Genomic DNA, 24,783 nt, shown 5'->3' with positions numbered 1-24,783 from the left:
ACTGGCGTCCGGCGAGGGCGGGATCTTCGCGTTCGTCCTGATGTTCATGCCCGACCGGGTGCGGTTCACGGTGCTCGCGATGATCGTGCCCGCCGTCCTCGGGGCGCGCTGAGCCCGCCGTCCGTGTCCGGCCGTCCCGTCTGATGGACCTGAGGCCGGGTCCCATGTCCGGACGTGGGAGGATCTGACATGGCGGGCCAGGGCCGCGCACCCGGTCGCGCCGTCGCCGTACGCGAGCACACGTGTACGCAGCAGCAGTACCCGGGCGCGAGGATGAGGAGCACCGTTGAGCAGGTTGCGCTGGCTGACCGCGGGGGAGTCCCACGGTCCCGCACTTGTCGCGACGCTGGAGGGTCTTCCCGCCGGCGTGCCGATCACCACGGAGATGGTGGCGGACCACCTCGCCCGGCGGCGCCTGGGCTATGGACGCGGTGCCCGGATGAAGTTCGAGCTCGACGAGGTCACCTTCCTCGGCGGCGTGCGCCACGGCCTCACCCTCGGCTCCCCGGTCGCGGTCATGGTCGGCAACACCGAATGGCCCAAGTGGGACCAGGTCATGTCGGCCGACCCGGTGGACCGGGAGATCCTCGACGGTCTCGCCCGCAACGCCCCGCTGACCCGCCCGCGGCCCGGCCACGCAGACCTCGCCGGCATGCAGAAGTACGGCTTCGACGAGGCCCGCCCGATCCTGGAGCGCGCCTCCGCCCGCGAGACCGCGGCCCGCGTGGCGCTCGGCGCCGTCGCCCGCTCGTACCTGAAGGAGACGGCCGGCATCGAGATCGTCTCCCACGTCGTCGAACTCTGCGCCGTGAAGGCCCCGCAGGGCGTGTACCCCACCCCGGCCGACGTCGAGAAGCTCGACGCCGACCCGCTGCGCTGCCTCGACGCCGACACCTCGAAGGCGATGGTCGCCGAGGTCGACCAGGCCCACAAGGACGGCGACACGCTCGGCGGCGTCGTCGAGGTCCTCGCCTACGGCGTTCCCGTGGGCCTCGGCTCCCACGTGCACTGGGACCGCAAGCTCGACGCCCGTCTCGCCGGCGCCCTGATGGGCATCCAGGCGATCAAGGGCGTCGAGGTGGGCGACGGCTTCGAACTGGCCCGCGTGCCCGGCTCCCAGGCCCACGACGAGATCGTCGGAACGCCCGAGGGCATCAGGCGGACGTCGGGCCGCAGCGGCGGCACCGAGGGCGGCCTGAGCACCGGCGAACTGCTGCGCGTCCGCGCCGCGATGAAGCCGATCGCCACCGTGCCGCGCGCGCTGGCCACCGTCGACGTCGTCACCGGCGAGGCCGCCAAGGCCCACCACCAGCGCTCCGACGTCTCCGCCGTGCCGGCCGCCGGCATCGTCGCCGAGGCCATGGTCGCCCTCGTCCTCGCGGACGCGGTGGCCGAGAAGTTCGGCGGCGACTCCGTCACCGAGACCCGCCGCAACGTCCGGTCGTACCTCGAGAACCTGGCCATCCGGTGACCGCTCCACGGCTGGTCCTGGTCGGGCCGATGGGGGTCGGGAAGTCCACGGTGGGCGCGCTCGTCGCCGAGCGGCTCGGCTGCGCCTACCGGGACACGGACGACGACATCGTGGCCGCCGAGGGCCGCACCATCGCCGACATCTTCGTCGACGAGGGCGAGCCCGCCTTCCGCGCGATCGAGAAGCGGGCGGTTCGGGCGGCACTCGCCGAGCACGACGGCGTCCTCGCCCTGGGCGGCGGTTCGGTCCTCGACGCCGACACCCGCGCGCTGCTCGCGGGCCACCAGGTCGTCTACCTCTCCATGGACGTCGAGGAGGCGGTGCAGCGCACCGGCCTCAACGCCGCCCGGCCGCTGCTCGCCGTCAATCCGCGCAAGCAGTGGCGCGAGCTGATGGAGGCACGTCGCCACCTGTACACCGAAGTCGCCCGCGCGGTCGTGGCGACCGACGGCCGTACCCCCGATGAGGTCGCCCAAGAGGTCCTCGACGCACTGGAGTTGAAGGAAGCATGAGCGAGGCTGTGACCCGAGTCCAGGTCGGCGGCACCGCGGGCACCGACCCCTACGAGGTCCTGATCGGCCGTCAGCTTCTCGGTGAGCTCGGCGGGTTGATCGGTGACAGGGCCAAGCGGGTCGCCGTGATCCACCCCGAGGCGCTCGCCGACACCGGTGAGGCGCTCCGCGCCGACCTGGCGGAGCAGGGCTTCGAGGCCGTCGCCATCCAGGTGCCGAACGCCGAGGAGGCCAAGACCGCCGAGGTCGCGGCCTACTGCTGGAAGGCGCTCGGCCAGTCCGGCTTCACCCGGACCGACGCCATCGTCGGCGTCGGCGGAGGCGCCACCACGGACCTCGCCGGTTTCGTGGCCGCGACCTGGCTGCGCGGCGTCCGCTGGATCGCCGTCCCCACCACCGTGCTCGCCATGGTGGACGCGGCGGTCGGCGGCAAGACGGGCATCAACACGGCCGAGGGCAAGAACCTCGTCGGCGCCTTCCACCCGCCCGCGGGCGTGCTGTGCGACCTGGCCGCGCTCGACTCGCTGCCGGTCAACGACTACGTGTCCGGGCTCGCGGAGATCATCAAGGCCGGCTTCATCGCCGACCCGGTGATCCTGGAGCTCATCGAGTCCGACCCCGAGGCGGCCCGCACGCCCGCGGGCCCGCACACCGCCGAGCTGATCGAGCGTTCCGTCAAGGTCAAGGCCGAGGTCGTCTCCGGGGACCTCAAGGAGTCGGGGCTGCGCGAGATCCTCAACTACGGCCACACGCTCGCCCACGCCATCGAGAAGAACGAGCGCTACAAGTGGCGGCACGGCGCGGCCGTCTCCGTCGGCATGCACTTCGCCGCCGAACTCGGCCGCCTCGCGGGCCGGCTGGACGACGCGACCGCCGACCGGCACCGCACGATCCTGGAGTCCGTCGGTCTCCCGCTGAGCTACCGCTACGACCAGTGGCCGAAGCTCGTGGAGAACATGAAGGTCGACAAGAAGTCCCGGGGCGACCTGCTGCGCTTCATCGTCCTCGACGGACTGGCCAAACCGACCGTCCTGGAGGGCCCGGATCCGGCCGTCCTGCTCGCCGCGTACGGCGAGGTCGGCGAGTAACAGGCGCCCCCCGCGAGGCCGTATGGCCCGAAGGGCACCTGCTCAGCCCGTTTTGCCTCTCCTCACCGGGCACTTCGCACCGTCCCCGGCCGTTCACACAACGGCGGCCGGGGAAGGTACCGTTCGGTAGCGACGGGACCGGCGTCCCGCCGCTACGCGCACATCGCCTGTACGAGACGGAGTGGCACCGGATGCAGCACGCAGTGGGGGCTCCGCTGCCGCCCCACCAGCCGGGGCAGGGGCCGGCCGCCGCATGGTCGCCGGCCGGACAGTACCCGGGGCAGCAGGGCCCGGCGCCCGCTCCCGGCTTCGCCGGAGGGCCGGTGCCGCCCGGCGCGCCACCCGCCCAGGCGCCGCAGCATCACCTGCCACCGCATCAGATGCCCCCGCAGCATCCGTCGGCGATGCCTCCACAGCACCCGTCGGCGCAGCCGCCGCACCCGCCCGTGCCGCCCGCGCCGGACACCACCGGGCACGTGCGGCTGCCTCCGGGCGTCTCGGTCGCCATGCCGAGCCCGCCGCCCGCCACGGGCGCGCCCGACCCGGCGGCGACCACGCTCGCGATCCTGCTCATCGGCCCCGCGGGCGCCGGGAAGACCAGCGTCGCCAAGTACTGGGCGGACCACCGCCGGGTGCCCACGGCGCACATCAGCCTCGACGACGTACGCGAATGGGTGCGCTCGGGCTTCGCCGACCCGCAGTCGGGATGGAACGACCATTCCGAGGCGCAGTATCGTCTCGCCCGCCGCACCTGCGGCTTCGCCGCCCGCAACTTCCTGGCCAACGGCATCTCGTGCATCCTGGACGACGCCGTCTTCCCGGACCGGCCGGTCGTCGGCCTCGGCGGCTGGAAGCGGCACGTGGGCCCCGGTCTGCTGCCGGTCGTGCTCCTGCCTGGCCTGGAAGTGGTCCTGGAGCGCAACGCGGAGCGCTCGGGCAACCGCAGGCTCAGCGACGAGGAGGTCGCGCGCATCCACGGCCGCATGGCGGGCTGGTACGGCTCCGGGCTCCCGATCATCGACAACTCCCAGCTCGACGTGGCGGCCACGGCCCGCGTCCTGGACGACGTCCTGGCACGCTCCATCGCCAGCCCGCCGCAGTGGTGAAGGTGCCCGGCGCGCAGCGGTTCTGACGCGTTCCGGCTCGCTGCACAGGTGAAACGGTTCGCCCCTGGGCGGTGTCCCACGGGTTCGGCCCCGGCGGCGCCGTACGGATCGGCGCGCCGTGGTGCCGAGGGGATTCGGCGCGGCCCCGTGGCCGTCCGTCCGGACGCCGGACTACCCGTCCGGCCCTCTGGACCGGCGACATCCGGCCACCGCTCGTAGGCTCGGGTTCATGCCAGAGGTGTACGCGACCCGCAGAGAGCGGCTCCGGGAGCGTTGTACGGCGGGCGGCAGCGCGACGGCGCTCGTCACCCGGCCCGCCAACGTGAGGTATCTCGCCGGTGCCGCGCCGCTCGGCGCGGTGCTGCTGCTCGGCGGCGACGAGGACATGCTGCTGTGCGCGGGACCGCCGTCCGGCGAAGCCACGGAAGGGCGCCCCGACGAGGCGCTGGAGGTCCGGGTGCTGCCCCGGGCCGGAGGCGATCCGGCCGTCGCCGCCGCCGGACTGGCGGCCGATCAGGGCGCCGAGTCCCTCGCGGTCGAGGAACACCACCTCACCGTGACCCGGCACCGTGCCCTCGGCTCGGTCGCGCCGCGGCTGCGGCTGGCCGACCTGGGCGGAGCGGTGGAACAGCTCCGGGTGATCAAGGACGAGGAGGAGATCTCCGCCCTGCGCATCGGCGCGGAGATCGCCGACCAGGCGCTCGGTGAACTCCTCGAATCCATTCTCGTGGGCCGCACGGAACGCCATCTCGCGCTGGAGCTGGAGCGCAGACTCGTCGACCACGGTGCCGACGGGCCCGCCTTCGCGACCTCGGTCGGCACGGGCCCGAACTCGGGACGCCGCGGCCACCGGCCCACCGACCGGCGTGTCGAGGAGGGCGACTTCCTCTCCGTCTGTCTCGGCGCGACCTACCGCGGCTACCGGTGTGAGATCGGTCGTACGTTCGTGATCGGCACCTCGCCGGCCGACTGGCAGATCGAGCTGTACGACCTCGTCTTCGCCGCCCAGCGCGCCGGCCGGGAGGCGCTGGCACCGGGTGCCGCCTACCGGGACGTGGACCGCGCGGCCCGTCAGGTACTGGACTCCGGGGGCCATACCGAAGGTCTTCCGCCCCTGACGGGGCACGGTGTCGGGCTCGAAATCGACGAGGACCCGCAGCTTGCCCCCGCGGCCATGGGTAAACTGGACGCTTGCGTGCCGGTCACCGTCGAACCGGGGGTCCACCTTCCGGGCCGGGGCGGTGTCAGGATCGATGACACGCTCGTCGTACGCCCCGAGGCGGACGGCGGACCCGAGCTACTCACCATCACGACCAAGGAACTGCTCGCGCTCTAGCCTCCGGGCTACGCGCGTGCGCCGGGGTCGTCCACGTCAGTCCAGGAGATTCCGCAACCGTGGCTTCCACGAACGACCTCAAGAACGGCCTGGTGCTCAAGCTCGACGGAGGCCAGCTCTGGTCCGTCGTCGAGTTTCAGCACGTCAAGCCCGGCAAGGGCCCGGCCTTCGTGCGCACCAAGCTGAAGAACGTGCTCTCCGGCAAGGTCGTCGACAAGACGTTCAACGCCGGCGTCAAGGTCGAGACGGCCACGATCGACAAGCGCGACATGCAGTTCTCCTACATGGACGGCGAGTACTTCGTCTTCATGGACATGGAGACGTACGACCAGCTCATGGTCGACCGCAAGGCCGTCGCCGACGCCGCCAACTTCCTGATCGAGGGCTTCACGGCCACGGTCGCCCAGCACGAGGGCGAGGTGCTCTTCGTCGAGCTGCCGGCCGCCGTCGAGCTGGTCGTCCAGGAGACCGAGCCGGGCGTCCAGGGCGACCGCTCCACCGGTGGCACCAAGCCCGCCACCCTGGAGACCGGTCACCAGATCCAGGTCCCGCTCTTCATCACCACCGGTGAGAAGATCAAGGTCGACACCCGCAGCAGCGACTACCTCGGCCGGGTGAACAGCTAACCGTGGCTGCCCGCAACACGGCCCGCAAGCGCGCCTTCCAGATCCTCTTCGAGGGCGACCAGCGCGATGTGGACGTTCTGACGGTCCTCGCGGACTGGATCCGGCACTCCCGGTCCGACACCCGGCAGCCGCCGGTCAGCGAATACACGATGGAGCTCGTGGAGGGCTACGCCGTCAAGGCGCGGCGCATCGACGATCTCATCGCGCAGTACGCCGTCGGCTGGACGCTGGACAGGATGCCGGTCGTCGACCGCAACATCCTGCGCCTCGGTGCCTACGAGCTGATCTGGGTCGACGAGACCCCGGACGCCGTGGTGCTCGACGAGGCCGTGCAGCTCGCGAAGGAGTTCTCCACGGACGAGTCGCCCTCGTTCGTGAACGGCCTGTTGGGCCGGCTGAAGGACCTGAAGCCGTCGCTTCGCCGCGACGAGGACTGACCGCCGGCGGCAGCCGTAACCGGTACGGCCCCGCGGGGACGTACGGACACGCCGGAGGGCCCGCAGCGACATGCTGCGGGCCCTCCGGCGTTCCCGCGCCCACGGGGACCCACGAGGGCGCCCCAGGCCCGCAGAACGGATTCTCCAGCCCCGCGGAACGGACGCAGAAAGCCGCCGGGGTGGCCGGAACCATCAGGTTCCGGCCACCCCGGCGGCACGTTTCTGCTGAGCTGTCCTAAGGGATTCAGCCCTCGTCGTGGGCGACCGCGCGGCGCGCGTCCGCGTCCAGCACGCCCCAGCTGATGAGCTGCTCGGTCAGGACCGAGGGGGACTGGTCGTAGATCACGGCGAGGGTGCGCAGGTCGTCCTGGCGGATCGACAGCACCTTGCCGTTGTAGTCGCCGCGCTGCGACTGGATCGTCGCCGCGTAGCGCTGCAGCGGGCCCGCCTTCTCGGCCGGCACGTGCGCGAGCCGCTCAAGGTCGAGGACCAGCTTCGGCGGCGGCTCGGCGGCCCCGCCCGGAGTGGTACCCGGCAGCAACTCCTGGACCGGGACCCCGTAGAAATCCGCCAGCTCGGCAAGACGCTGCACGGTGACGGCGCGGTCGCCGCGCTCGTACGAACCGACCACGACCGCCTTCCAGCGGCCCTGCGACTTCTCCTCCACGCCATGGAGGGAAAGGCCCTGCTGGGTGCGGATCGCGCGGAGCTTGGCCCCGAGCTGTTTGGCGTATTCGCTGGACATATAGCTCCCCGGACGCTGTATCAACGTGCGGCTCCGCCGCGCGGCTGGTGACTCACTGTGAGGTTACGCAGCGTTACACTCCCCCGTCAAGCCGAAGGATTTTCGACCGCTCCCGGGCGGGCGTCACGGCGGGGTGGCTCAAACCGATGTGATCAGCCACGTCGCCGGGCTGGTACCGTTGATGGCGCAAATCCGACGTCCTTTAATGATCCGTCCCGTGAGGCGGAGAAGGAGGTCCGTTTCCCATGGACACCCAGCACGACAAGCAGCACGACGAGGCCGAGGCGCGGCCCGTTCTGGAAGCCCCCGACATCGCGCGGGTGCTGACCCGCATCGCCCACGAGATCGTCGAACGCGCCAAGGGCGCCGACGACGTGGTGCTCCTCGGCATTCCGACCCGCGGCGTCTTCCTGGCCCGCAGGCTGGCCGACAAGCTCGAAGAGATCACCGATCGCAAGATCCCGGTCGGATCCCTCGACATCACGATGTACCGCGACGACCTGCGCATGCACCCGCCGCGCGCGCTGGCCCGCACCGAGATCCCCGGTGACGGCATCGACGGCCGTCTCGTCGTCCTCGTCGACGACGTGCTCTTCTCCGGCCGCACCATCCGCGCCGCACTCGACGCGCTGAACGACATCGGACGCCCGCGCGCCGTGCAGCTCGCCGTCCTCGTCGACCGGGGCCACCGCGAACTGCCCATCCGCGCCGACTACGTCGGCAAGAACCTCCCCACGTCGTTGCGGGAGACGGTCAAGGTCCAGCTCGCCGAGGAGGACGGTCGCGACACCGTGCTGCTCGGTGCCAAGCGGACCTCCCCGGGCGAGCGTCAGTAGCACTCCGGCCCACGCCGCGATGTGCGCTCCCGCGCGCCCGCATGCCCGAATCCTCCCTGAACTTCCTTACGGAGCCTGACAGATGCAGCGTCATCTCATCTCGGCCGCCGACCTCACCCGCGACGACGCCGTCCTGATCCTCGACACCGCCGAGGAGATGGCCCGGGTCGCCGACCGGCCGATCAAGAAACTGCCGACCCTGCGCGGCCGCACCGTCGTCAACCTCTTCTTCGAGGACTCGACCCGCACCCGGATCTCCTTCGAGGCCGCCGAGAAGCGCCTCTCCGCGGACGTCATCAACTTCACCGCCAAGGGATCGAGCGTCTCCAAGGGCGAGTCCCTCAAGGACACCGCCCAGACCCTGGAGGCGATGGGCGTCGACGCCGTCGTCATCCGGCACGGCGCCTCCGGAGCCCCCTACCGGCTCGCCACCTCCGGCTGGATCGACGCCGCCGTCATCAACGCGGGCGACGGCACCCACCAGCACCCCACGCAGGCCCTGCTCGACGCCTTCACCATGCGCCGCCGGCTCGTCGGCCGGGACGCCGGGCTCGGCCAGGACCTGTCCGGCAAGCGCATCACGATCGTCGGCGACGTCCTGCACAGCCGCGTCGCCCGCTCCAACGTCGACCTGCTGCACACCCTCGGGGCCGAGGTCACCCTCGTCGCGCCGCCCACCCTGGTGCCGGTCGGCGTCGAGAACTGGCCCTGCGAGATCTCGTACGACCTCGACAGCACCCTCTCCAAGTCCGACGCCGTGATGATGCTGCGCGTGCAGCGCGAGCGGATGAACGCGGCGTTCTTCCCGACCGAGCGCGAGTACTCGCGTCGCTACGGGCTCGACGGTGAACGAATGGCGAGAATGCCGGAGCACGCCATCGTGATGCACCCCGGCCCGATGGTCCGCGGCATGGAGATCACCGCCGAGGTCGCCGACTCCGAGCGCTGCACAGTCGTCGAGCAGGTCGCCAACGGTGTCTCCATCCGCATGGCCGTCCTGTACCTGCTCCTGGGCGGCAACGAGCCCGCCGTCACCCACACCCGTACCGAGGAGAAGTAAGACCATGAGCAAGATCCTTATCCGTGGTGCGCGGGTGCTCGGCGGCGAGCCGCAGGACGTCCTGATCGACGGCGAGGTCGTCGAGGCCGTCGGCACCGGCCTGTCCGCCGAGGGCGCGGAGGTCGTGGAGGCCGACGGCAAGGTGCTGCTGCCGGGCCTGGTCGACCTGCACACGCATCTGCGCGAGCCGGGCCGCGAGGACTCCGAGACCGTGCTGACCGGCACCCGCGCGGCGGCGAGCGGCGGCTTCACGGCCGTGTTCGCCATGGCCAACACCTTCCCGGTCGCCGACACCGCCGGCGTGGTCGAGCAGGTCTACCGGCTCGGCCAGGAGCACGGCTACTGCGACGTGCAGCCGATCGGCGCCGTCACCGTCGGCCTGGAGGGCAAGAAGCTCGCCGAGCTCGGCGCCATGCACGAGTCCGCCGCCGGCGTCACGGTCTTCTCCGACGACGGCAAGTGCGTCGACGACGCGGTGATCATGCGCCGCGCGCTGGAGTACGTGAAGGCCTTCGGCGGCGTCGTCGCCCAGCACGCCCAGGAACCCCGCCTCACCGAGGGCGCCCAGATGAACGAGGGCGTCGTCTCCGCCGAGCTCGGACTCGGCGGCTGGCCCGCGGTGGCCGAGGAGTCGATCATCGCCCGGGACGTCCTGCTCGCCGAGCACGTCGGCTCCCGTGTCCACATCTGCCACCTGTCGACCGCCGGATCCGTCGAGATCGTCCGCTGGGCCAAGTCCCGCGGCATCGACGTCACCGCCGAGGTCACCCCGCACCACCTGCTCCTCACCGACGAACTGGTGCGCTCGTACAACCCGGTCTACAAGGTCAACCCGCCGCTGCGCACCGAGCGCGACGTGACGGCGCTGCGCGAGGCGCTCGCCGACGGCACGATCGACATCGTCGCCACCGACCACGCGCCGCACCCGCACGAGGACAAGGACTGCGAGTGGGCCGCCGCCGCCATGGGCATGGTCGGTCTGGAGACCGCGCTGTCCGTCGTGCAGCAGACGATGGTCGAGACCGGACTGCTCGACTGGGCCGGCGTCGCCGACCGCATGTCCGTGAAGCCCGCCGCGATCGGCGGGGCCACCGGCCACGGACGCCCCGTCTCGGCAGGTGAGCCCGCCAACCTCACGCTCGTCGACACGGCATACCGTGGGAGCGTGGACCCCGCTGGCTTCGCCTCGCGCAGCCGCAACACCCCCTACGAGGGCCGTGAGCTGCCGGGCCGGGTCACCCACACCTGGCTGCGGGGCAAGGCCACCCTCGTCGACGGGAAGCTCGCGTGACACCTCACCTCTCCATCGCCGCCGCCCAGAAGTCCGCGGAAGTGACCGACTGGTCCGCCCGGATCGGCTGGCTCGTCGGCCTCGCCCTCTTCGTCGCGCTCGTCTACTGGCTGATGCGCGAGGGCTGGAAGTGGCGCGGCACCCTCCAGGGCGACCTGCCCGAGCTCCCCACCGCGCCGGAAGACCCCGGCCCGGCCAGACTGAGCATGAGCGGCCGCTACCACGGCTCCACCACCGCCGGGCAGTGGCTCGACCGCATCGTGGCGCACGGCCTGGGCACCCGCAGCCGGGCCGAGCTCACCCTGACGGACGCGGGTCTCGACGTCGTACGCCCCGGAGCGGACGACTTCTTCATCCCGGCCGCGCAGCTTCGCGAGGCCCGGCTCGACAAGGGCATCGCGGGCAAGGTCCTCACCGAGGGCGGACTCCTCGTCGTGACCTGGGCGCACGGCGACCGGCTCCTCGACTCAGGATTCCGCTCGGACCGCGCGGCCGAGCACAACGAATGGGCCGACACCCTGAACGACATGATCAACAAGACGGAAACGGAAGGCGCACGATGACGACCTCCACTCAGGGGAACGCCTCACAGAAGGAAAAGGCGCTTCCCGCCGTACTCGTCCTGGAGGACGGCCGGGTCTTCCGCGGCCGCTCCTACGGGGCCGTGGGGGAGACCTTCGGCGAAGCGGTGTTCTCCACCGGCATGACCGGCTACCAGGAGACCCTCACCGACCCGTCCTACCACCGCCAGGTCGTCGTGATGACCGCCCCGCACGTCGGCAACACCGGCGTCAACGACGAGGACCCGGAGTCGCGGCGGATCTGGGTCGCCGGATACGTCGTCCGCGACCCCGCGCGCGTGTCCTCCAACTGGCGCTCGCGCCGCTCGCTCGACGAGGAACTGCGCAACCAGGGCGTCGTCGGCATCAGCGGCATCGACACCCGGGCCCTGACCCGCCACCTGCGCGAGCGTGGCGCCATGCGCGTCGGCATCTTCTCCGGCAACGCGCTGCCCGACGCGGGCACCATGCTCGCCGAGGTGCGCCAGGCGCCCGAGATGAAGGGCGCGAACCTCGCCGCCGAGGTCGCCACCAAGGAGACGTACGTCGTCCCGGCGATCGGGACGAAGAAGTTCACCGTCGCCGCCGTCGACCTGGGCATCAAGGGCATGACCCCGCACCGGATGGCCGAACGCGGCATCGAGGTGCACGTGCTGCCCGCGACGGCCACCGCCGAGGACATCTACGCCGTGAACCCCGACGGCGTGTTCTTCTCCAACGGCCCCGGCGACCCGGCGACCGCCGACGGTCCCGTCGCCGTGATGAAGGAAGTCCTCGCCCGCAAGACGCCGCTGTTCGGCATCTGCTTCGGCAACCAGATCCTCGGCCGCGCCCTCGGCTTCGGCACGTACAAGCTGAAGTACGGCCACCGCGGCATCAACCAGCCCGTGCAGGACCGCACGACCGGCAAGGTCGAGGTCACCGCGCACAACCACGGCTTCGCCGTCGACGCCCCGCTCGACGAGGTCTCCCAGACCCCCTACGGCCGCGTCGAGGTCTCCCACGTCTGCCTCAACGACAACGTGGTGGAGGGCCTCCAGCTGCTCGACCAGCCGGCCTTCAGCGTCCAGTACCACCCCGAAGCGGCGGCAGGGCCGCACGACGCCGCCTACCTGTTCGACCGCTTCACGTCTTTGATGGAAACAGTCCCGATGGAGGGCCAGCGTGCCTAAGCGCACCGATATCCAGTCCGTCCTGGTCATCGGCTCCGGCCCGATCGTCATCGGCCAGGCCGCCGAGTTCGACTACTCCGGCACCCAGGCGTGCCGCGTCCTGCGCGCCGAGGGCCTGCGGGTCATCCTCGTCAACTCCAACCCGGCGACGATCATGACCGACCCGGAGATCGCCGACGCCACCTACGTCGAGCCGATCACCCCCGAGTTCGTCGAGAAGATCATCGCCAAGGAGCGCCCCGACGTCCTGCTGCCGACCCTCGGCGGCCAGACGGCCCTCAACACCGCGATCTCCATGCACGAGCAGGGTGTGCTGGAGAAGTACGGCGTCGAACTGATCGGCGCCAACATCGAGGCGATCAACAAGGGCGAGGACCGCGAGCTCTTCAAGGGCGTCGTCGAGGCCGTCCGCGAGAAGATCGGCCACGGCGAGTCCGCGCGGTCGGTCATCTGCCACACCATGGACGACGTCATCCAGGGCGTCGACACGCTCGGCGGCTACCCCGTCGTCGTCCGCCCCTCCTTCACCATGGGCGGCGCAGGCTCCGGCTTCGCCCACGACGAGGACGAGCTGCGCCGCATCGCGGGCCAGGGCCTCACGCTCTCCCCGACCACCGAGGTGCTCCTGGAGGAGTCCATCCTCGGCTGGAAGGAGTACGAGCTGGAGCTGATGCGCGACAAGAACGACAACGTCGTGGTCGTCTGCTCCATCGAGAACTTCGACCCGATGGGCGTCCACACCGGCGACTCCATCACCGTCGCCCCGGCCATGACGCTCACCGACCGCGAGTACCAGCGGCTGCGCGACATCGGCATCGCGATCATCCGCGAGGTCGGCGTCGACACCGGCGGCTGCAACATCCAGTTCGCGGTCAACCCCGACGACGGCCGCATCATCGTCATCGAGATGAACCCGCGCGTCTCGCGGTCCTCGGCGCTCGCCTCCAAGGCGACCGGCTTCCCCATCGCCAAGATCGCCGCCAAGCTCGCCGTCGGCTACACGCTCGACGAGATCCCGAACGACATCACCGAGAAGACCCCGGCCTCCTTCGAGCCGACCCTCGACTACGTCGTCGTGAAGGCCCCGCGCTTCGCCTTCGAGAAGTTCCCCTCCGCCGACTCCACCCTCACGACCACCATGAAGTCGGTCGGCGAGGCCATGGCGATCGGCCGCAACTTCACCGAGGCGCTCCAGAAGGCGCTGCGCTCGCTGGAGAAGAAGGGCAGCCAGTTCACCTTCGTGGGCGAACCCGGTGACAAGGCCGAGCTGCTGCGCGAGGCCGTCCGCCCCACCGACGGCCGCATCAACTCCGTCATGCAGGCCATCCGCGCGGGCGCCACGCCCGAGGAGGTCTTCGAGTCCACGAAGATCGACCCGTGGTTCGTCGACCAGCTCTTCCTGATCAAGGAGACCGCGGACGAGCTGGCCGCCGCCGACAAGCTCTACCCCGAGCTGCTCGCCGAGGCCAAGCGGCACGGCTTCTCCGACGCCCAGATCGCCGAGATCCGCGGGCTGCGCGAGGACGTCGTCCGCGAGGTGCGGCACGCGCTGGGCGTGCGCCCGGTCTACAAGACGGTCGACACCTGCGCCGCCGAGTTCGCCGCGAACACGCCGTACTTCTACTCCTCCTACGACGAGGAGACCGAGGTCGCGCCCCGCGAGAAGCCCGCGGTGATCATCCTGGGCTCCGGTCCGAACCGCATCGGCCAGGGCATCGAGTTCGACTACTCCTGCGTCCACGCCTCCTTCGCGCTCAGCGACGCGGGCTACGAGACCGTGATGGTCAACTGCAACCCCGAGACCGTCTCCACGGACTACGACACCTCCGACCGCCTGTACTTCGAGCCGCTGACGCTGGAAGACGTGCTGGAGATCGTCCACGCGGAGTCGCTGGCCGGCCCGATCGCCGGTGTCGTCGTACAGCTCGGCGGCCAGACCCCGCTCGGCCTGGCACAGGCGCTCAAGGACAACGGCGTGCCGATCGTGGGCACCCCGCCCGAGGCGATCCACGCCGCCGAGGACCGCGGAGCCTTCGGGCGCGTCCTCGCGGAGGCGGGCCTGCCGGCCCCCAAGCACGGCACCGCCACCACCTTCGCCGAGGCCAAGGCCATCGCCGACGAGATCGGCTACCCCGTCCTGGTCCGCCCCTCGTACGTCCTCGGCGGCCGCGGCATGGAGATCGTCTACGACGAGACCCGGCTGTCCTCGTACATCGCCGAGTCGACCGAGATCAGCCCCTCCCGGCCGGTCCTGGTCGACCGGTTCCTCGACGACGCCATCGAGATCGACGTCGACGCGCTGTACGACGGCGAGGAGCTCTACCTCGGCGGCGTCATGGAGCACATCGAGGAGGCCGGCATCCACTCCGGCGACTCGGCGTGCGCCCTGCCCCCGATCACCCTCGGCGGGTTCGACATCAAGCGGCTGCGCGCCTCGACCGAGGCCATCGCCAAGGGCGTCGGCGTCCGCGGCCTGATCAACATCCAGTTCGCGATGGCCGGGGACATCCTCTACGTCCTCGAGGCCAACCCGCGCGCCTCGCGCACGGTCCCCTTCACCTCGAAGGCGACCGCGGTGCCGCTCGCGAAGGCCGCCGCCCGCATCTCGCTGGGCGCGACGGTCGCCGAGCTGCGCGCCGAGGGCCTGCTCCCGGCGAACGGCGACGGCGGCACGCTGCCGCTCGACGCGCCGATCTCCGTCAAGGAGGCCGTCATGCCGTGGTCGCGCTTCCGCGACATCCACGGCCGCGGGGTCGACACCGTGCTCGGCCCGGAGATGCGCTCCACCGGCGAGGTCATGGGCATCGACTCGGTGTTCGGCACCGCGTACGCCAAGTCGCAGGCCGGCGCGTACGGCCCGCTGCCCACCAAGGGCCGCGCCTTCATCTCGGTCGCCAACCGCGACAAGCGCTCGATGATCTTCCCGGCGCGTGAACTCGTCGCCCACGGCTTCGAGCTGATGGCCACCTCCGGCACGGCCGAGGTGCTCAAGCGCAACGGCATCCACGCCACGATCGTGCGCAAGCAGAGCGAGGGCGAGGGCCCGAACGGCGAGAAGACCATCGTCCAGCTCATCCACGACGGCGAGGTCGACCTCATCGTCAACACCCCGTACGGCACCGGCGGCCGCCTCGACGGCTACGAGATCCGCACCGCGGCCGTGGCCCGCTCGGTCCCGTGCCTGACGACGGTGCAGGCGCTCGCCGCCGCCGTCCAGGGCATCGACGCGCTCAACCACGGCGACGTGGGCGTGCGCTCGCTCCAGGAGCACGCCGAGCATCTGACCGCGGCGCGCGACTAGCGGCCCCGAGGGGGACACCGGAAACGGTGTCCCCCTCTTCATGCGGCCCCCTGCCCCTTCAAGAGGCGCCCCTCACCGGCTCCTTCGAGGACACGATCATGTACAAGCTCTTCTTCGACCTGGTCTTCAAGCGGATGGACCCGGAGCAGGCCCACCACCTCGCCTTCCGCTGGATCCGGCTCGTCGCCCGCGTCCCCGTCCTGCGCACCTTCGTCGCCGCCGTGCTCGCGCCCCGCCACGAGGAGCTGCGCACCGAGGCGCTCGGCCTGCGCATGCACGGGCCCTTCGGCCTCGCGGCGGGCTTCGACAAGAACGCCGTGGCCATCGACGGCATGTCGATGCTCGGCTTCGACCACATCGAGATCGGCACCGTCACCGGGGAGCCGCAGCCAGGCAACCCCAAGAAGCGGCTGTTCCGCCTCGTGCCGGACCGCGCGCTGATCAACCGCATGGGATTCAACAACGAGGGCTCCGCGGCCGTCTCCGAGCGCCTGGCGGCCCGTACGCCCGTCTTCAGGACCGTCGTGGGCGTCAACATCGGCAAGACCAAGACCGTCCCCGAGGCGGAAGCCGTCGGCGACTACGTGAAGTCCACCGAGCGCCTCGCCCGGCACGCCGACTACCTCGTCGTGAACGTGTCCTCCCCGAACACCCCCGGCCTGCGCAACCTCCAGGCCACCGAGGCGCTGCGCCCGCTCCTCAGCGCCGTGCGCGAGGCCGCCGACCGCTCTGTCACGGACCGGCGCGTCCCGCTCCTCGTCAAGATCGCGCCCGACCTCGCCGACGAGGACGTCGACGCGGTCGCCGACCTCGCCGTCGAACTCGGCCTGGACGGGATCATCGCCACGAACACCACCATCGCCCGCGAGGGACTCGGGCTGACGTCCGACCCCTCCGTGGTGAAGGAGACCGGCGGCCTGTCCGGCGCGCCGCTCAAGGCACGCTCCCTGGAGGTCCTGAGGCGCCTCTACGCGCGCGTGGGCGACCGGATCACCCTGGTGGGCGTCGGCGGCGTCGAGAACGCCGAGGACGCCTGGCAGCGCATCCTGGCCGGCGCCACGCTGGTCCAGGGCTACAGCGCCTTCATCTACGAGGGCCCCTTCTGGGGCCGCGCCATCCACAAGGGACTCGCCGCCCGCCTGCGGACGAGCCCGTACGCCACCCTCGCCGACGCGGTCGGCGCCGACGTGAGGAAGCCCGTATGAGCCTGGAACCCTTCGGCGCGCGCCTTCGCCGCGCCATGGACGAGCGCGGTCCGCTGTGCGTGGGCATCGACCCGCACGCCTCCCTGCTCGCCGACTGGGGGCTCGGCGACGACATCGCGGGCCTGGAGCGCTTCAGCCGTACGGTCGTCGAGGCGCTCGCCGAGCGCGTCGCCGTCCTCAAGCCGCAGAGCGCGTTCTTCGAGCGGTTCGGCTCGCGCGGGATCGCCGTCCTGGAGAAGTCCGTCGAACAGGCACGGGCGGCCGGCGCGCTGGTCGTGATGGATGCCAAGCGCGGCGACATCGGCTCGACCATGGCCGCGTACGCCGAGACCTTCCTGCGCAAGGACGCGCCGCTCTTCTCGGACGCGCTGACGGTGTCGCCCTATCTCGGCTACGGCTCGCTGAAGCCCGCGGTGGAGCTGGCGCGCGAGAGCGGGGCCGGGCTCTTCGTGCTCGCGCTCACCTCCAACCCGGAGGGCGGCGAGGTGCAGCACGCCCTGCGCGCGGACGGGCGGAACGTCGGAGCGACGATGCTCGGGCACCTGGCCGCCGAGAACGCGGACGAGAGGCCGCTCGGGTCCTTCGGGGCGGTCGTCGGCGCGACCCTGGGCGATCTCTCCTCCTACGACCTGGAGATCAACGGTCCGCTCCTCGCGCCCGGCATCGGTGCCCAAGGAGCGACCGCGGCCGATCTGGCGGGCGTCTTCGGGACCGCCGTGCGCAACGTCGTCCCGAACGTGAGCCGGGGTGTTCTGCGTCACGGTCCCGACGTCATGGCCCTGCGGGAGTCGGCCGAGGGGTTCGCGGAGGAGATCAGGGCGGCCGTCGCGGCCGCCTGAGCGTTCCGACAGCCGTTCGAGAGCCCTCCGACGAGTGCCTTCGGGAGTCCCCGAGTCTGGATACACCCTCAAATCCGGGGAGGTATGTCGTAAATGTCGGGCTCCAGGGAGGCTGACCAGGACTTTTCCTTCGTTCTCGCTGACTCCGGCGCACTTGCCCGCTAGTCTCCGACGAGTGGGAGCACCTCCCGCGCTGTCAAGGCGGCGGGGAGAACGGGCGAGCATGTTGCCCGGGGCTCCCCGGTGTGGGGCGACTAGGTTCCTCACCGGTCCGTATCCGACAGTTCGACATCCGAGGTGACGTAGGCGTGGCTCTTCCGCCCCTTACCCCTGAACAGCGCGCAGCCGCGCTCGAAAAGGCCGCCGCGGCTCGCCGGGAGCGGGCCGAGGTCAAGAATCGACTCAAGCACTCCGGCGCCTCTCTTCACGAGGTCATCAAGCAGGGCCAGGAGAACGACGTCGTCGGCAAGATGAAGGTCTCCGCTCTCCTGGAGTCCCTGCCGGGCGTGGGCAAGGTCCGCGCCAAGCAGATCATGGAGCGACTCGGGATCTCCGAGAGCCGCCGCGTTCGCGGTCTCGGCTCGAACCAGATCGCCTCTTTGGAGCGCGAGTTCGGTGGTTCCGGCGCCTGAGTCCTGGACACACCAGGATTGCTGGAATAATCGCTGCATGGCTGTAACACCCCGGGGGACGTCCCCCGTACCCCCGGACGCACGTCCGCGGCTGACCGTGCTCTCCGGCCCCTCGGGGGTCGGCAAGAGCACGGTCGTCGCTCATATGCGCAAAGCACACCCCGAGCTCTGGCTCTCGGTGTCGGCGACGACCCGCAAGCCGCGCCCCGGTGAGAAGCACGGAGTCCACTACTTCTTCGTCTCCGACGACGAGATGGACAAGCTGATCGCCAACGGCGAGCTCCTGGAGTGGGCCGAATTCGCCGGCAACCGCTACGGCACCCCGCGTGCCGCGGTCATGGAGCACCTGGAGTCGGGCAAGCCGGTCCTCCTGGAGATCGACCTCCAGGGAGCACGGCAGGTCCGCGAGTCCATGCGGGACGCGCTCCTCGTGTTCCTGGCCCCGCCCTCCTGGGAGGAGCTGGTGCGCAGGCTCACCGGTCGGGGCACCGAACCGCCCGAGGTGATCGAGCGCCGCCTGGAGGCGGCCAAGGTCGAACTCGCCGCCGAACCGGAGTTCGATGTCACCCTGGTCAACACCTCCGTCGAGGACGTGGCGCGCGAGCTGCTAGCCTTGGTGGAAGTTGTTTGATCTTTCAGGTCAATTTCCACCATTCGGAAGGCAGAGCGTGTCCTCTTCCATCACTGCTCCCGAGGGCATCATCAACCCTCCGATCGACGAGCTCCTCGAGGCCACCGACTCGAAGTACAGCCTCGTGATCTACGCGGCCAAGCGAGCCCGTCAGATCAACGCGTACTACTCGCAGCTCGGCGAGGGCCTCCTCGAGTACGTCGGTCCGCTCGTCGACACCCACGTCCACGAGAAGCCGCTGTCGATCGCGCTGCGCGAGATCAACGCGGGTCTGCTGACCTCCGAGGCCGTCGAAGGCCCCGCTCAGTAGTCATTCACACGCTCATCCCAGGCCCGGCGGCGCGACCGTCGGGCCTGTGGTGTGTCATGGAGTCGTACGTTTCCGAGCCCGGGGAGAGACGGTGTCCAAGCCCAAGGTCGTTCTGGGGGTCAGCGGTGGCATCGCCGCCTACAAGGCCTGTGAGCTGCTGCGACGACTGACCGAGTCGGGTCACGACGTACGTGTCGTGCCCACCGCCTCCGCGCTGAACTTCGTCGGCGCCGCCACCTGGTCCGCGCTCTCGGGCCACCCCGTGTCCACCGAGGTCTGGTCGGACGTCCACGAGGTCCCGCACGTCCGCATCGGGCAGCACGCCGACCTCGTGGTGGTCGCCCCCGCGACGGCCGACATGCTCGCCAAGGCCGCCCACGGGCTGGCCGACGACCTCCTGACCAACACCCTGCTCACGGCCCGCTGCCCGGTCGTGTTCGCGCCCGCCATGCACACCGAGATGTGGGAGCACCCGGCGACGCAGGAGAACGTGGCGACCCTGCGGCGCCGCGGCGCCGTCGTCATCGAGCCCGCCGTGGGGCGCCTGACCGGCGTCGACACCGGCAAGGGGCGGCTGCCCGACCCGGGGGAGATCTTCGAGATCTGCCGCCGTGTCCTCGCCCGCGGTGTCACCGAGCCGGATCTCGCCGGACGGCACGTCGTCGTCAGCGCCGGCGGCACCCGTGAGCCCCTCGACCCGGTCCGCTTCCTCGGCAACCGCTCCTCCGGCAAGCAGGGCTACGCGCTCGCCCGCACCGCCGCCGCGCGCGGAGCCAGGGTCACCCTGATCGCCGCGAACACGGGTCTGCCGGACCCGGCCGGGGTCGACGTGATCCAGGTCGGCACCGCCGTGCAGATGCGCGAAGCCGTGCTGAAGGCGGCCCCGGACGCCGACGCCGTGGTCATGGCGGCCGCGGTCGCGGACTTCCGCCCCGGCACCTACGCGGCCGGGAAGATCAAGAAGAAGGACGGCGCGGAGCCTGAACCCATCGTTCTGGTCCGTAATCCGGACATCCTCGCGGAGATCTCCGCGGACCGCGCGCGCCCCGGCCAGGTCGTGGTGGGATTCGCCGCCGAGACCGACGACGTCCTGTCCAACGGACGGACGAAGCTGGAGCGCAAGCGCTGCGATCTGCTGGTGGTGAACGAGGTGGGCGAGCGCAAGACCTTCGGTTCCGAGGAGAACGAGGCGGTGGTGCTCGGAGCCGACGGGAGTGAGACCCCGGTGCCTCACGGACCCAAGGAAGCCTTGGCCGAGACGGTGTGGGACCTGGTGACACGCCGACTGGTGTGACACCTCTCCCGTCGCGCCTGTCACACAAATCGCGCAAAATCGGGCGTGGCGACCCTGGCGGAGACCCATGGCCATGGCGCAGAATGCCCGTGCCGCAGGTCACAGGCCTTCCGAGAGGCGAGACAGGGGTCCCGCGGCCGAGTGCGACCGATAAACTGTTCTCGGACGACGCCGGGCGCAGCCCCCGGCCGTCCACCAATGATCAGCCAGCAGCCGCTGCAACCACAGGGAGCGTTGTGTCCCGTCGCCTGTTCACCTCGGAGTCCGTGACCGAGGGTCACCCCGACAAGATCGCTGACCAGATCAGCGACACCATTCTCGATGCCCTCCTGCGCGAGGACCCGACGTCCCGGGTCGCCGTGGAGACGCTCATCACCACCGGCCTGGTGCACGTGGCCGGAGAGGTCACGACCAAGGCGTACGCGCCGATCGCGCAGCTCGTCCGCGACAAGATCCTGGAGATCGGCTACGACTCGTCGAAGAAGGGCTTCGACGGGGCGTCCTGCGGCGTGTCGGTGTCGATCGGTTCCCAGTCCCCGGACATCGCCCAGGGTGTCGACACGGCGTACGAGTCCCGTGTCGAGGGCGACGAGGACGAGCTGGACAGGCAGGGCGCCGGCGACCAGGGCCTGATGTTCGGGTACGCGACGGACGAGACCCCGAACCTGATGCCGCTCCCGATCCACCTCGCGCACAAGCTCTCGCGCCGCCTGTCCGACGTCCGCAAGAACGGGACCATCCCGTACCTGCGCCCCGACGGCAAGACCCAGGTCACCATCGAGTACGACGGCGACAAGGCGGTCCGTCTGGACACCGTCGTCGTCTCCTCGCAGCACGCCAGTGACATCGACCTGGAGTCCCTGCTCGCCCCCGACATCCGCGAGTTCGTGGTGGAGCCGGAGCTGAAGGCCCTCCTCGAAGACGGCATCAAGCTGGAGACCGAGGGCTACCGCCTGCTGGTGAACCCGACCGGCCGCTTCGAGATCGGCGGCCCGATGGGCGACGCCGGCCTCACCGGCCGCAAGATCATCATCGACACGTACGGCGGCATGGCCCGCCACGGCGGCGGCGCCTTCTCCGGCAAGGACCCGTCCAAGGTCGACCGCTCCGCCGCCTACGCGATGCGCTGGGTCGCGAAGAACGTCGTCGCCGCGGGCCTCGCCTCGCGCTGCGAGGTCCAGGTCGCGTACGCGATCGGCAAGGCCGAGCCCGTCGGTCTGTTCGTCGAGACCTTCGGCACCGCCAAGGTGGACGCCGAGAAGATCGAGACCGCCATCACGGACGTCTTCGACCTCCGTCCGGCGGCCATCATCCGCGACCTCGACCTGCTCCGCCCGATCTACTCCCAGACCGCCGCCTACGGCCACTTCGGCCGTGAGCTGCCCGACTTCACGTGGGAGCGGACGGACCGGGTGGACGCGCTGCGCAAGGCCGCCGGCCTGTAGTCCGCGAAGGCTTCGTCACAGCCGTGAGGCCCGGCACTCCTCGGGGTGCCGGGCCTCACGGCTGCCCGGAAGCACGGTGGGCCGGGGAAGGCGGTGGCTGTGCCGGGCCGGCCGCGGGAGTGCCGGCCCGGTCCGGCACGGCCGGGGAAAAGCGGTGGCCGGTCCGGGCCGGGGTTCGTACGCTGATGATCTCCCGGTGCGAAGGCCGCGGTTACTTCGGTGGAGTACGCCCATGGCGTGCGGTGAATCTGGAAACACGTACCGCTGCCGTCCTGATCTCGGGAGACTCCACGCCGCCCGGCCCGGTGCGATGGCCTCGGATACTTCCGGGTGATCCCCTCGCAGGTTCGAATCCTGCTGCCGGTCCCCGACCGGTATGGCCGAGCGGCCCATGGCAGAAGCGCCTTCACGGCGTTCGCGATCCGTGGCCGGCCTGATCTCGGGCGGGCGGCGCTGTCAGTGCGGTCTGGTAGGAATACTGCTGTGAGCAGCGCGAACGGGCGATCCGACGACAGCGCGGGCGGGGCGGACGGCGCACCGCCCGAGCAGCTCGCGCTGATGCGGGAGGCCGTGCGGCAGGCCAAGGCCCCGAAGGCGAAGCCGCGGACCTGGCGGGGCGCCCCGCTGGCGAAGGACCTGCCCGTCGCGCGGGTGCTCGTCGACAAGGGCGTGCTGCACCTCGACCGCTACTTCGACTACGCCGTGCCCGAGGACCTGGACGAGGTCGCGCAGCCGGGCGTGCGGGTGCGGGTCCGCTTCGGCGCCGGGGGACGCAACGTGCGGGAGGGGCGGCGCGAGGGCGGCGGTCTCATCGACGGCTATCTCGTCGAGCGGGTCGCCGAGTCCGACTACTCCGGACCGCTGGCGGCCCTGGCCCAGGTCGTCTCGCCCGAACCCGTCCTCGGACCCGAACTGCTGGGTCTGGCCCGTGCCGTCGCCGACCGGTACGCGGGATCGCTGGCCGACGTGCTCCAGCTCGCCGTGCCGCCCCGGCACGCCCGTGCCGAGGCGCGGAAGTCGCCCCCGCCCCCGCCTTCGCCCGCCGCCCCCGAACCCGGGACCTGGCGGCGGTACGGACGAGGGGCCGATTTCCTCGCCTCTCTCGCCTCCGGCGGCGCGCCGCGCGCCGTGTGGACGGCGCTGCCCGGTCCCGAGTGGGCCGAGGAGATCGCCCGCGCGGTGCAGGCGACGCTGGCCTCCGGGCGCGGGGCGCTCGTCGTCGTACCGGCGGGCCGGCCCGCCTCCCGTGTCGACGCGGCGCTCAAGGCCCTGGTGGGGGAGGGGCAGCACGCCGTGCTGACCGCGGACGCGGGACCCGAGCGGCGCTATCGCGACTGGCTCGCCGTACGGCGCGGCTCCGTTCGCGCGGTGGTCGGCACCCGGGCCGCCATGTTCGCTCCCGTACGGAATCTGGGCCTCGTGGTCGTCTGGGACGACGGCGACGACGGACACAGCGACGACAACGCTCCCTTCCCGCATGTCCGGGAAGTGCTGGAGCTGCGTGCCTCGCGTGACAAGTGCGGCTTCCTGCTGGGGAGTTGGACGTGCACGGTGGAGGCGGCGCAACTGGTCGAGAGCGGCTGGGCGCTGCCGCTGGCCGCCGACCGGGAACAGGTGCGGGCCACCGCGCCGCTCGTGCGGACCGTCTCGGACGGCGATCTCGCCCGCGACGAGGCGGCGCGGGCGGCCCGGCTGCCGACGCTCGCCTGGCAGGTCCTCAGGGAGGGGCTGAAGCTGGGGCCCGTACTGGTCCAGGTGCCCCGGCGGGGCTATGTGCCCCGGATGGCGTGCGCGCGGTGCCGGGAGCCCGCGCGGTGCCGGCACTGCGCGGGGCCGCTGGAGGCGCAGGACGCCCAGGCGCTGCGCTGCGGCTGGTGCGGGCGGGACGAGACGGCCTGGCACTGCCAGGAGTGCGGCGGGTTCCGGCTGCGGGCGCAGGTCGTCGGCGCCCGGCGGACCGCCGAGGAGCTGGGGCGGGCGTTCCCGGCCGTGCCCGTGCGCACGTCCGGGCGGGAGCAGGTGCTGGACACGGTGCCCGCGACGCCCGCCCTGGTGGTCAGCACGCCGGGGGCCGAACCCGTCGCCGAGGGCGGGTACGCGGCGGCCCTGCTGCTCGACGGCTGGGCCATGCTCGGACGGCCCGATCTGCGGGCCGGCGAGGACGCGTTGCGTCGGTGGACGGCGGCCGCCGCGCTGGTCCGTCCGCAGGGGGCGGGCGGCACGGTCGTGGTCGTGGCGGAACCGACCCTGCGGCCCGTTCAGGCGCTCGTGCGGTGGGATCCGGTCGGGCACGCGGTGCGTGAACTCGCCGAGCGGGCCGAGCTGGGCTTTCCGCCCGTGTCCCGGATGGCGGCGGTGTCCGGGGCGCCCGAGGCGCTCGCCGGGTTCCTCGCGGCGGCCGAACTACCGGGTGACGCCGAGGTGCTGGGGCCCGTACCGCTGCCGGCCGGTGAGGCGGGGCGGCCCCGCCGGCCCGGTGGAACGCCTCCCGGAGAGCCCGGGGAGCGGGTGCTCATCCGGGTGCCCCCGGGCAGTGGTGCCGCTCTTGCCGCCGCGCTGAAGAGCGCGCAGGCGGCGCGCATGGCCCGCGGGGGCGGTGAGCCCGTACGCATCCGGATCGATCCGCCCGACATCGGGTGAGACTCCGGTGGGGCAGCGCGGCGAGGGGTCCGGGGCGCGCAGCGCGTGACGCACGGGTGGCGCCGCGGACCGTGGGGTGACGTGGGTGTCATGGCCGTGCCTCGGCACGGTCGACGGGTGACGAGGTGTCATGGTCGCGCCGTTGCGCGGTCGGTGGGGCGGAGGCGCGGCGGTGACTCGCCCAGCGCGTGCAATGGGGACTGCCCCCCGGGACCCGGCGCCGGGAGGCAGTTGTCGTCCACGGGA

The 24,783-nt window shown here is 71.4% G+C and carries 22 protein-coding genes; 21 read left to right on the top strand and 1 reads right to left on the bottom strand.

The window, feature by feature from the left end:
• Window positions 1-286 precede the first annotated feature (286 nt).
• From aroC to nusB, 7 genes are all read left to right on the top strand, one after another.
• Window positions 287-1,471 (top strand): chorismate synthase, encoded by a 1,185-nt coding sequence (aroC, locus tag ACIQ7M_RS25540; protein WP_386985274.1) that lies wholly within the window; start codon window positions 287-289, stop codon window positions 1,469-1,471.
• 29 nt (window positions 1,472-1,500) lie between these two features.
• Complete coding sequence (locus ACIQ7M_RS25535; protein ID WP_403648950.1) at window positions 1,501-1,983, top strand: shikimate kinase; 483 nt, start codon at window positions 1,501-1,503, stop codon at window positions 1,981-1,983.
• The gene (gene aroB / locus ACIQ7M_RS25530) at window positions 1,980-3,071 is read left to right on the top strand and encodes a 3-dehydroquinate synthase (protein WP_403648408.1); all 1,092 of its coding nucleotides are present in this window, start codon (window positions 1,980-1,982) and stop codon (window positions 3,069-3,071) included. The genes ACIQ7M_RS25535 and aroB overlap by 4 nt, the downstream gene beginning before the upstream one ends.
• A 191-nt stretch (window positions 3,072-3,262) precedes the next feature.
• Entirely contained in the window at window positions 3,263-4,177 is a 915-nt protein-coding gene (locus tag ACIQ7M_RS25525) for a Pro-rich N-terminal domain-containing protein (protein WP_355775244.1), read from the top strand.
• A gap of 229 nt (window positions 4,178-4,406) precedes the next feature.
• A complete protein-coding gene (locus tag ACIQ7M_RS25520; RefSeq protein ID WP_355775242.1) occupies window positions 4,407-5,513 on the top strand; it encodes an aminopeptidase P family protein in 1,107 nt (368 codons plus the stop codon).
• Window positions 5,514-5,572: 59 nt separating this feature from the next.
• A complete protein-coding gene (efp, locus tag ACIQ7M_RS25515; protein WP_355775240.1) occupies window positions 5,573-6,139 on the top strand; it encodes an elongation factor P in 567 nt (188 codons plus the stop codon).
• Window positions 6,140-6,141: 2 nt separating this feature from the next.
• Entirely contained in the window at window positions 6,142-6,576 is a 435-nt protein-coding gene (nusB, locus tag ACIQ7M_RS25510) for a transcription antitermination factor NusB (RefSeq protein ID WP_355775238.1), read from the top strand.
• 244 nt (window positions 6,577-6,820) lie between these two features.
• Here the strand turns inward: nusB and bldD are convergent, their stop codons facing one another.
• Window positions 6,821-7,321, bottom strand: coding sequence for a transcriptional regulator BldD (bldD, locus tag ACIQ7M_RS25505; protein ID WP_037621142.1), 501 nt, complete (start codon window positions 7,319-7,321; stop codon window positions 6,821-6,823).
• 245 nt (window positions 7,322-7,566) lie between these two features.
• Here bldD and pyrR point away from each other — a divergent pair, with 245 nt between their 5' ends.
• From pyrR to ACIQ7M_RS25435, 14 genes are all read left to right on the top strand, one after another.
• Window positions 7,567-8,157 carry a bifunctional pyr operon transcriptional regulator/uracil phosphoribosyltransferase PyrR gene (gene pyrR / locus ACIQ7M_RS25500; protein ID WP_355771765.1) on the top strand — a complete coding sequence of 197 codons (591 nt, stop codon included), beginning with the start codon at window positions 7,567-7,569 and terminating at the stop codon, window positions 8,155-8,157.
• 82 nt (window positions 8,158-8,239) lie between these two features.
• Window positions 8,240-9,217: an aspartate carbamoyltransferase catalytic subunit gene (locus tag ACIQ7M_RS25495; RefSeq protein WP_355771762.1), complete on the top strand. Its 978-nt coding sequence runs from the start codon at window positions 8,240-8,242 to the stop codon at window positions 9,215-9,217.
• A gap of 4 nt (window positions 9,218-9,221) precedes the next feature.
• Window positions 9,222-10,508 (top strand): dihydroorotase, encoded by a 1,287-nt coding sequence (locus ACIQ7M_RS25490; RefSeq protein ID WP_403648401.1) that lies wholly within the window; start codon window positions 9,222-9,224, stop codon window positions 10,506-10,508.
• A complete protein-coding gene (locus ACIQ7M_RS25485) occupies window positions 10,505-11,071 on the top strand; it encodes a hypothetical protein (RefSeq protein WP_388778215.1) in 567 nt (188 codons plus the stop codon). Before ACIQ7M_RS25490 ends, ACIQ7M_RS25485 begins: the two co-directional genes overlap by 4 nt.
• Window positions 11,068-12,240, top strand: a complete 1,173-nt coding sequence (carA, locus tag ACIQ7M_RS25480) for a glutamine-hydrolyzing carbamoyl-phosphate synthase small subunit (protein ID WP_403648397.1) — start codon at window positions 11,068-11,070, stop codon at window positions 12,238-12,240. The genes ACIQ7M_RS25485 and carA overlap by 4 nt, the downstream gene beginning before the upstream one ends.
• A complete protein-coding gene (carB, locus tag ACIQ7M_RS25475) occupies window positions 12,233-15,541 on the top strand; it encodes a carbamoyl-phosphate synthase large subunit (RefSeq protein WP_355771750.1) in 3,309 nt (1,102 codons plus the stop codon). Before carA ends, carB begins: the two co-directional genes overlap by 8 nt.
• A gap of 98 nt (window positions 15,542-15,639) precedes the next feature.
• Window positions 15,640-16,746 carry a quinone-dependent dihydroorotate dehydrogenase gene (locus ACIQ7M_RS25470; protein WP_386988289.1) on the top strand — a complete coding sequence of 369 codons (1,107 nt, stop codon included), beginning with the start codon at window positions 15,640-15,642 and terminating at the stop codon, window positions 16,744-16,746.
• Window positions 16,743-17,585, top strand: coding sequence for an orotidine-5'-phosphate decarboxylase (gene pyrF, locus ACIQ7M_RS25465; RefSeq protein ID WP_355771747.1), 843 nt, complete (start codon window positions 16,743-16,745; stop codon window positions 17,583-17,585). Before ACIQ7M_RS25470 ends, pyrF begins: the two co-directional genes overlap by 4 nt.
• Window positions 17,586-17,893: 308 nt before the next feature.
• Window positions 17,894-18,217 (top strand): integration host factor, encoded by a 324-nt coding sequence (locus tag ACIQ7M_RS25460; RefSeq protein ID WP_081223334.1) that lies wholly within the window; start codon window positions 17,894-17,896, stop codon window positions 18,215-18,217.
• Window positions 18,218-18,254: 37 nt separating this feature from the next.
• Entirely contained in the window at window positions 18,255-18,848 is a 594-nt protein-coding gene (gene gmk, locus ACIQ7M_RS25455; RefSeq protein WP_384797797.1) for a guanylate kinase, read from the top strand.
• Window positions 18,849-18,885: 37 nt separating this feature from the next.
• The gene (gene rpoZ / locus ACIQ7M_RS25450) at window positions 18,886-19,158 is read left to right on the top strand and encodes a DNA-directed RNA polymerase subunit omega (protein ID WP_003982715.1); all 273 of its coding nucleotides are present in this window, start codon (window positions 18,886-18,888) and stop codon (window positions 19,156-19,158) included.
• Window positions 19,159-19,249: 91 nt separating this feature from the next.
• Complete coding sequence (coaBC, locus tag ACIQ7M_RS25445; protein ID WP_403648392.1) at window positions 19,250-20,452, top strand: bifunctional phosphopantothenoylcysteine decarboxylase/phosphopantothenate--cysteine ligase CoaBC; 1,203 nt, start codon at window positions 19,250-19,252, stop codon at window positions 20,450-20,452.
• A gap of 236 nt (window positions 20,453-20,688) precedes the next feature.
• Window positions 20,689-21,897 carry a methionine adenosyltransferase gene (metK, locus tag ACIQ7M_RS25440; protein WP_339128165.1) on the top strand — a complete coding sequence of 403 codons (1,209 nt, stop codon included), beginning with the start codon at window positions 20,689-20,691 and terminating at the stop codon, window positions 21,895-21,897.
• Between the two features lie 483 nt (window positions 21,898-22,380).
• Entirely contained in the window at window positions 22,381-24,537 is a 2,157-nt protein-coding gene (locus ACIQ7M_RS25435; RefSeq protein WP_403648388.1) for a primosomal protein N', read from the top strand.
• Window positions 24,538-24,783 lie beyond the last annotated feature (246 nt).

It is taken from the genome of Streptomyces sp. NPDC096324, assembly GCF_044763015.1.
Taxonomy (GTDB): domain Bacteria; phylum Actinomycetota; class Actinomycetes; order Streptomycetales; family Streptomycetaceae; genus Streptomyces.
The sequence above is the reverse complement of the archived record's forward strand: the minus strand, read 5'-3'. Positions and strand labels throughout refer to the sequence as shown.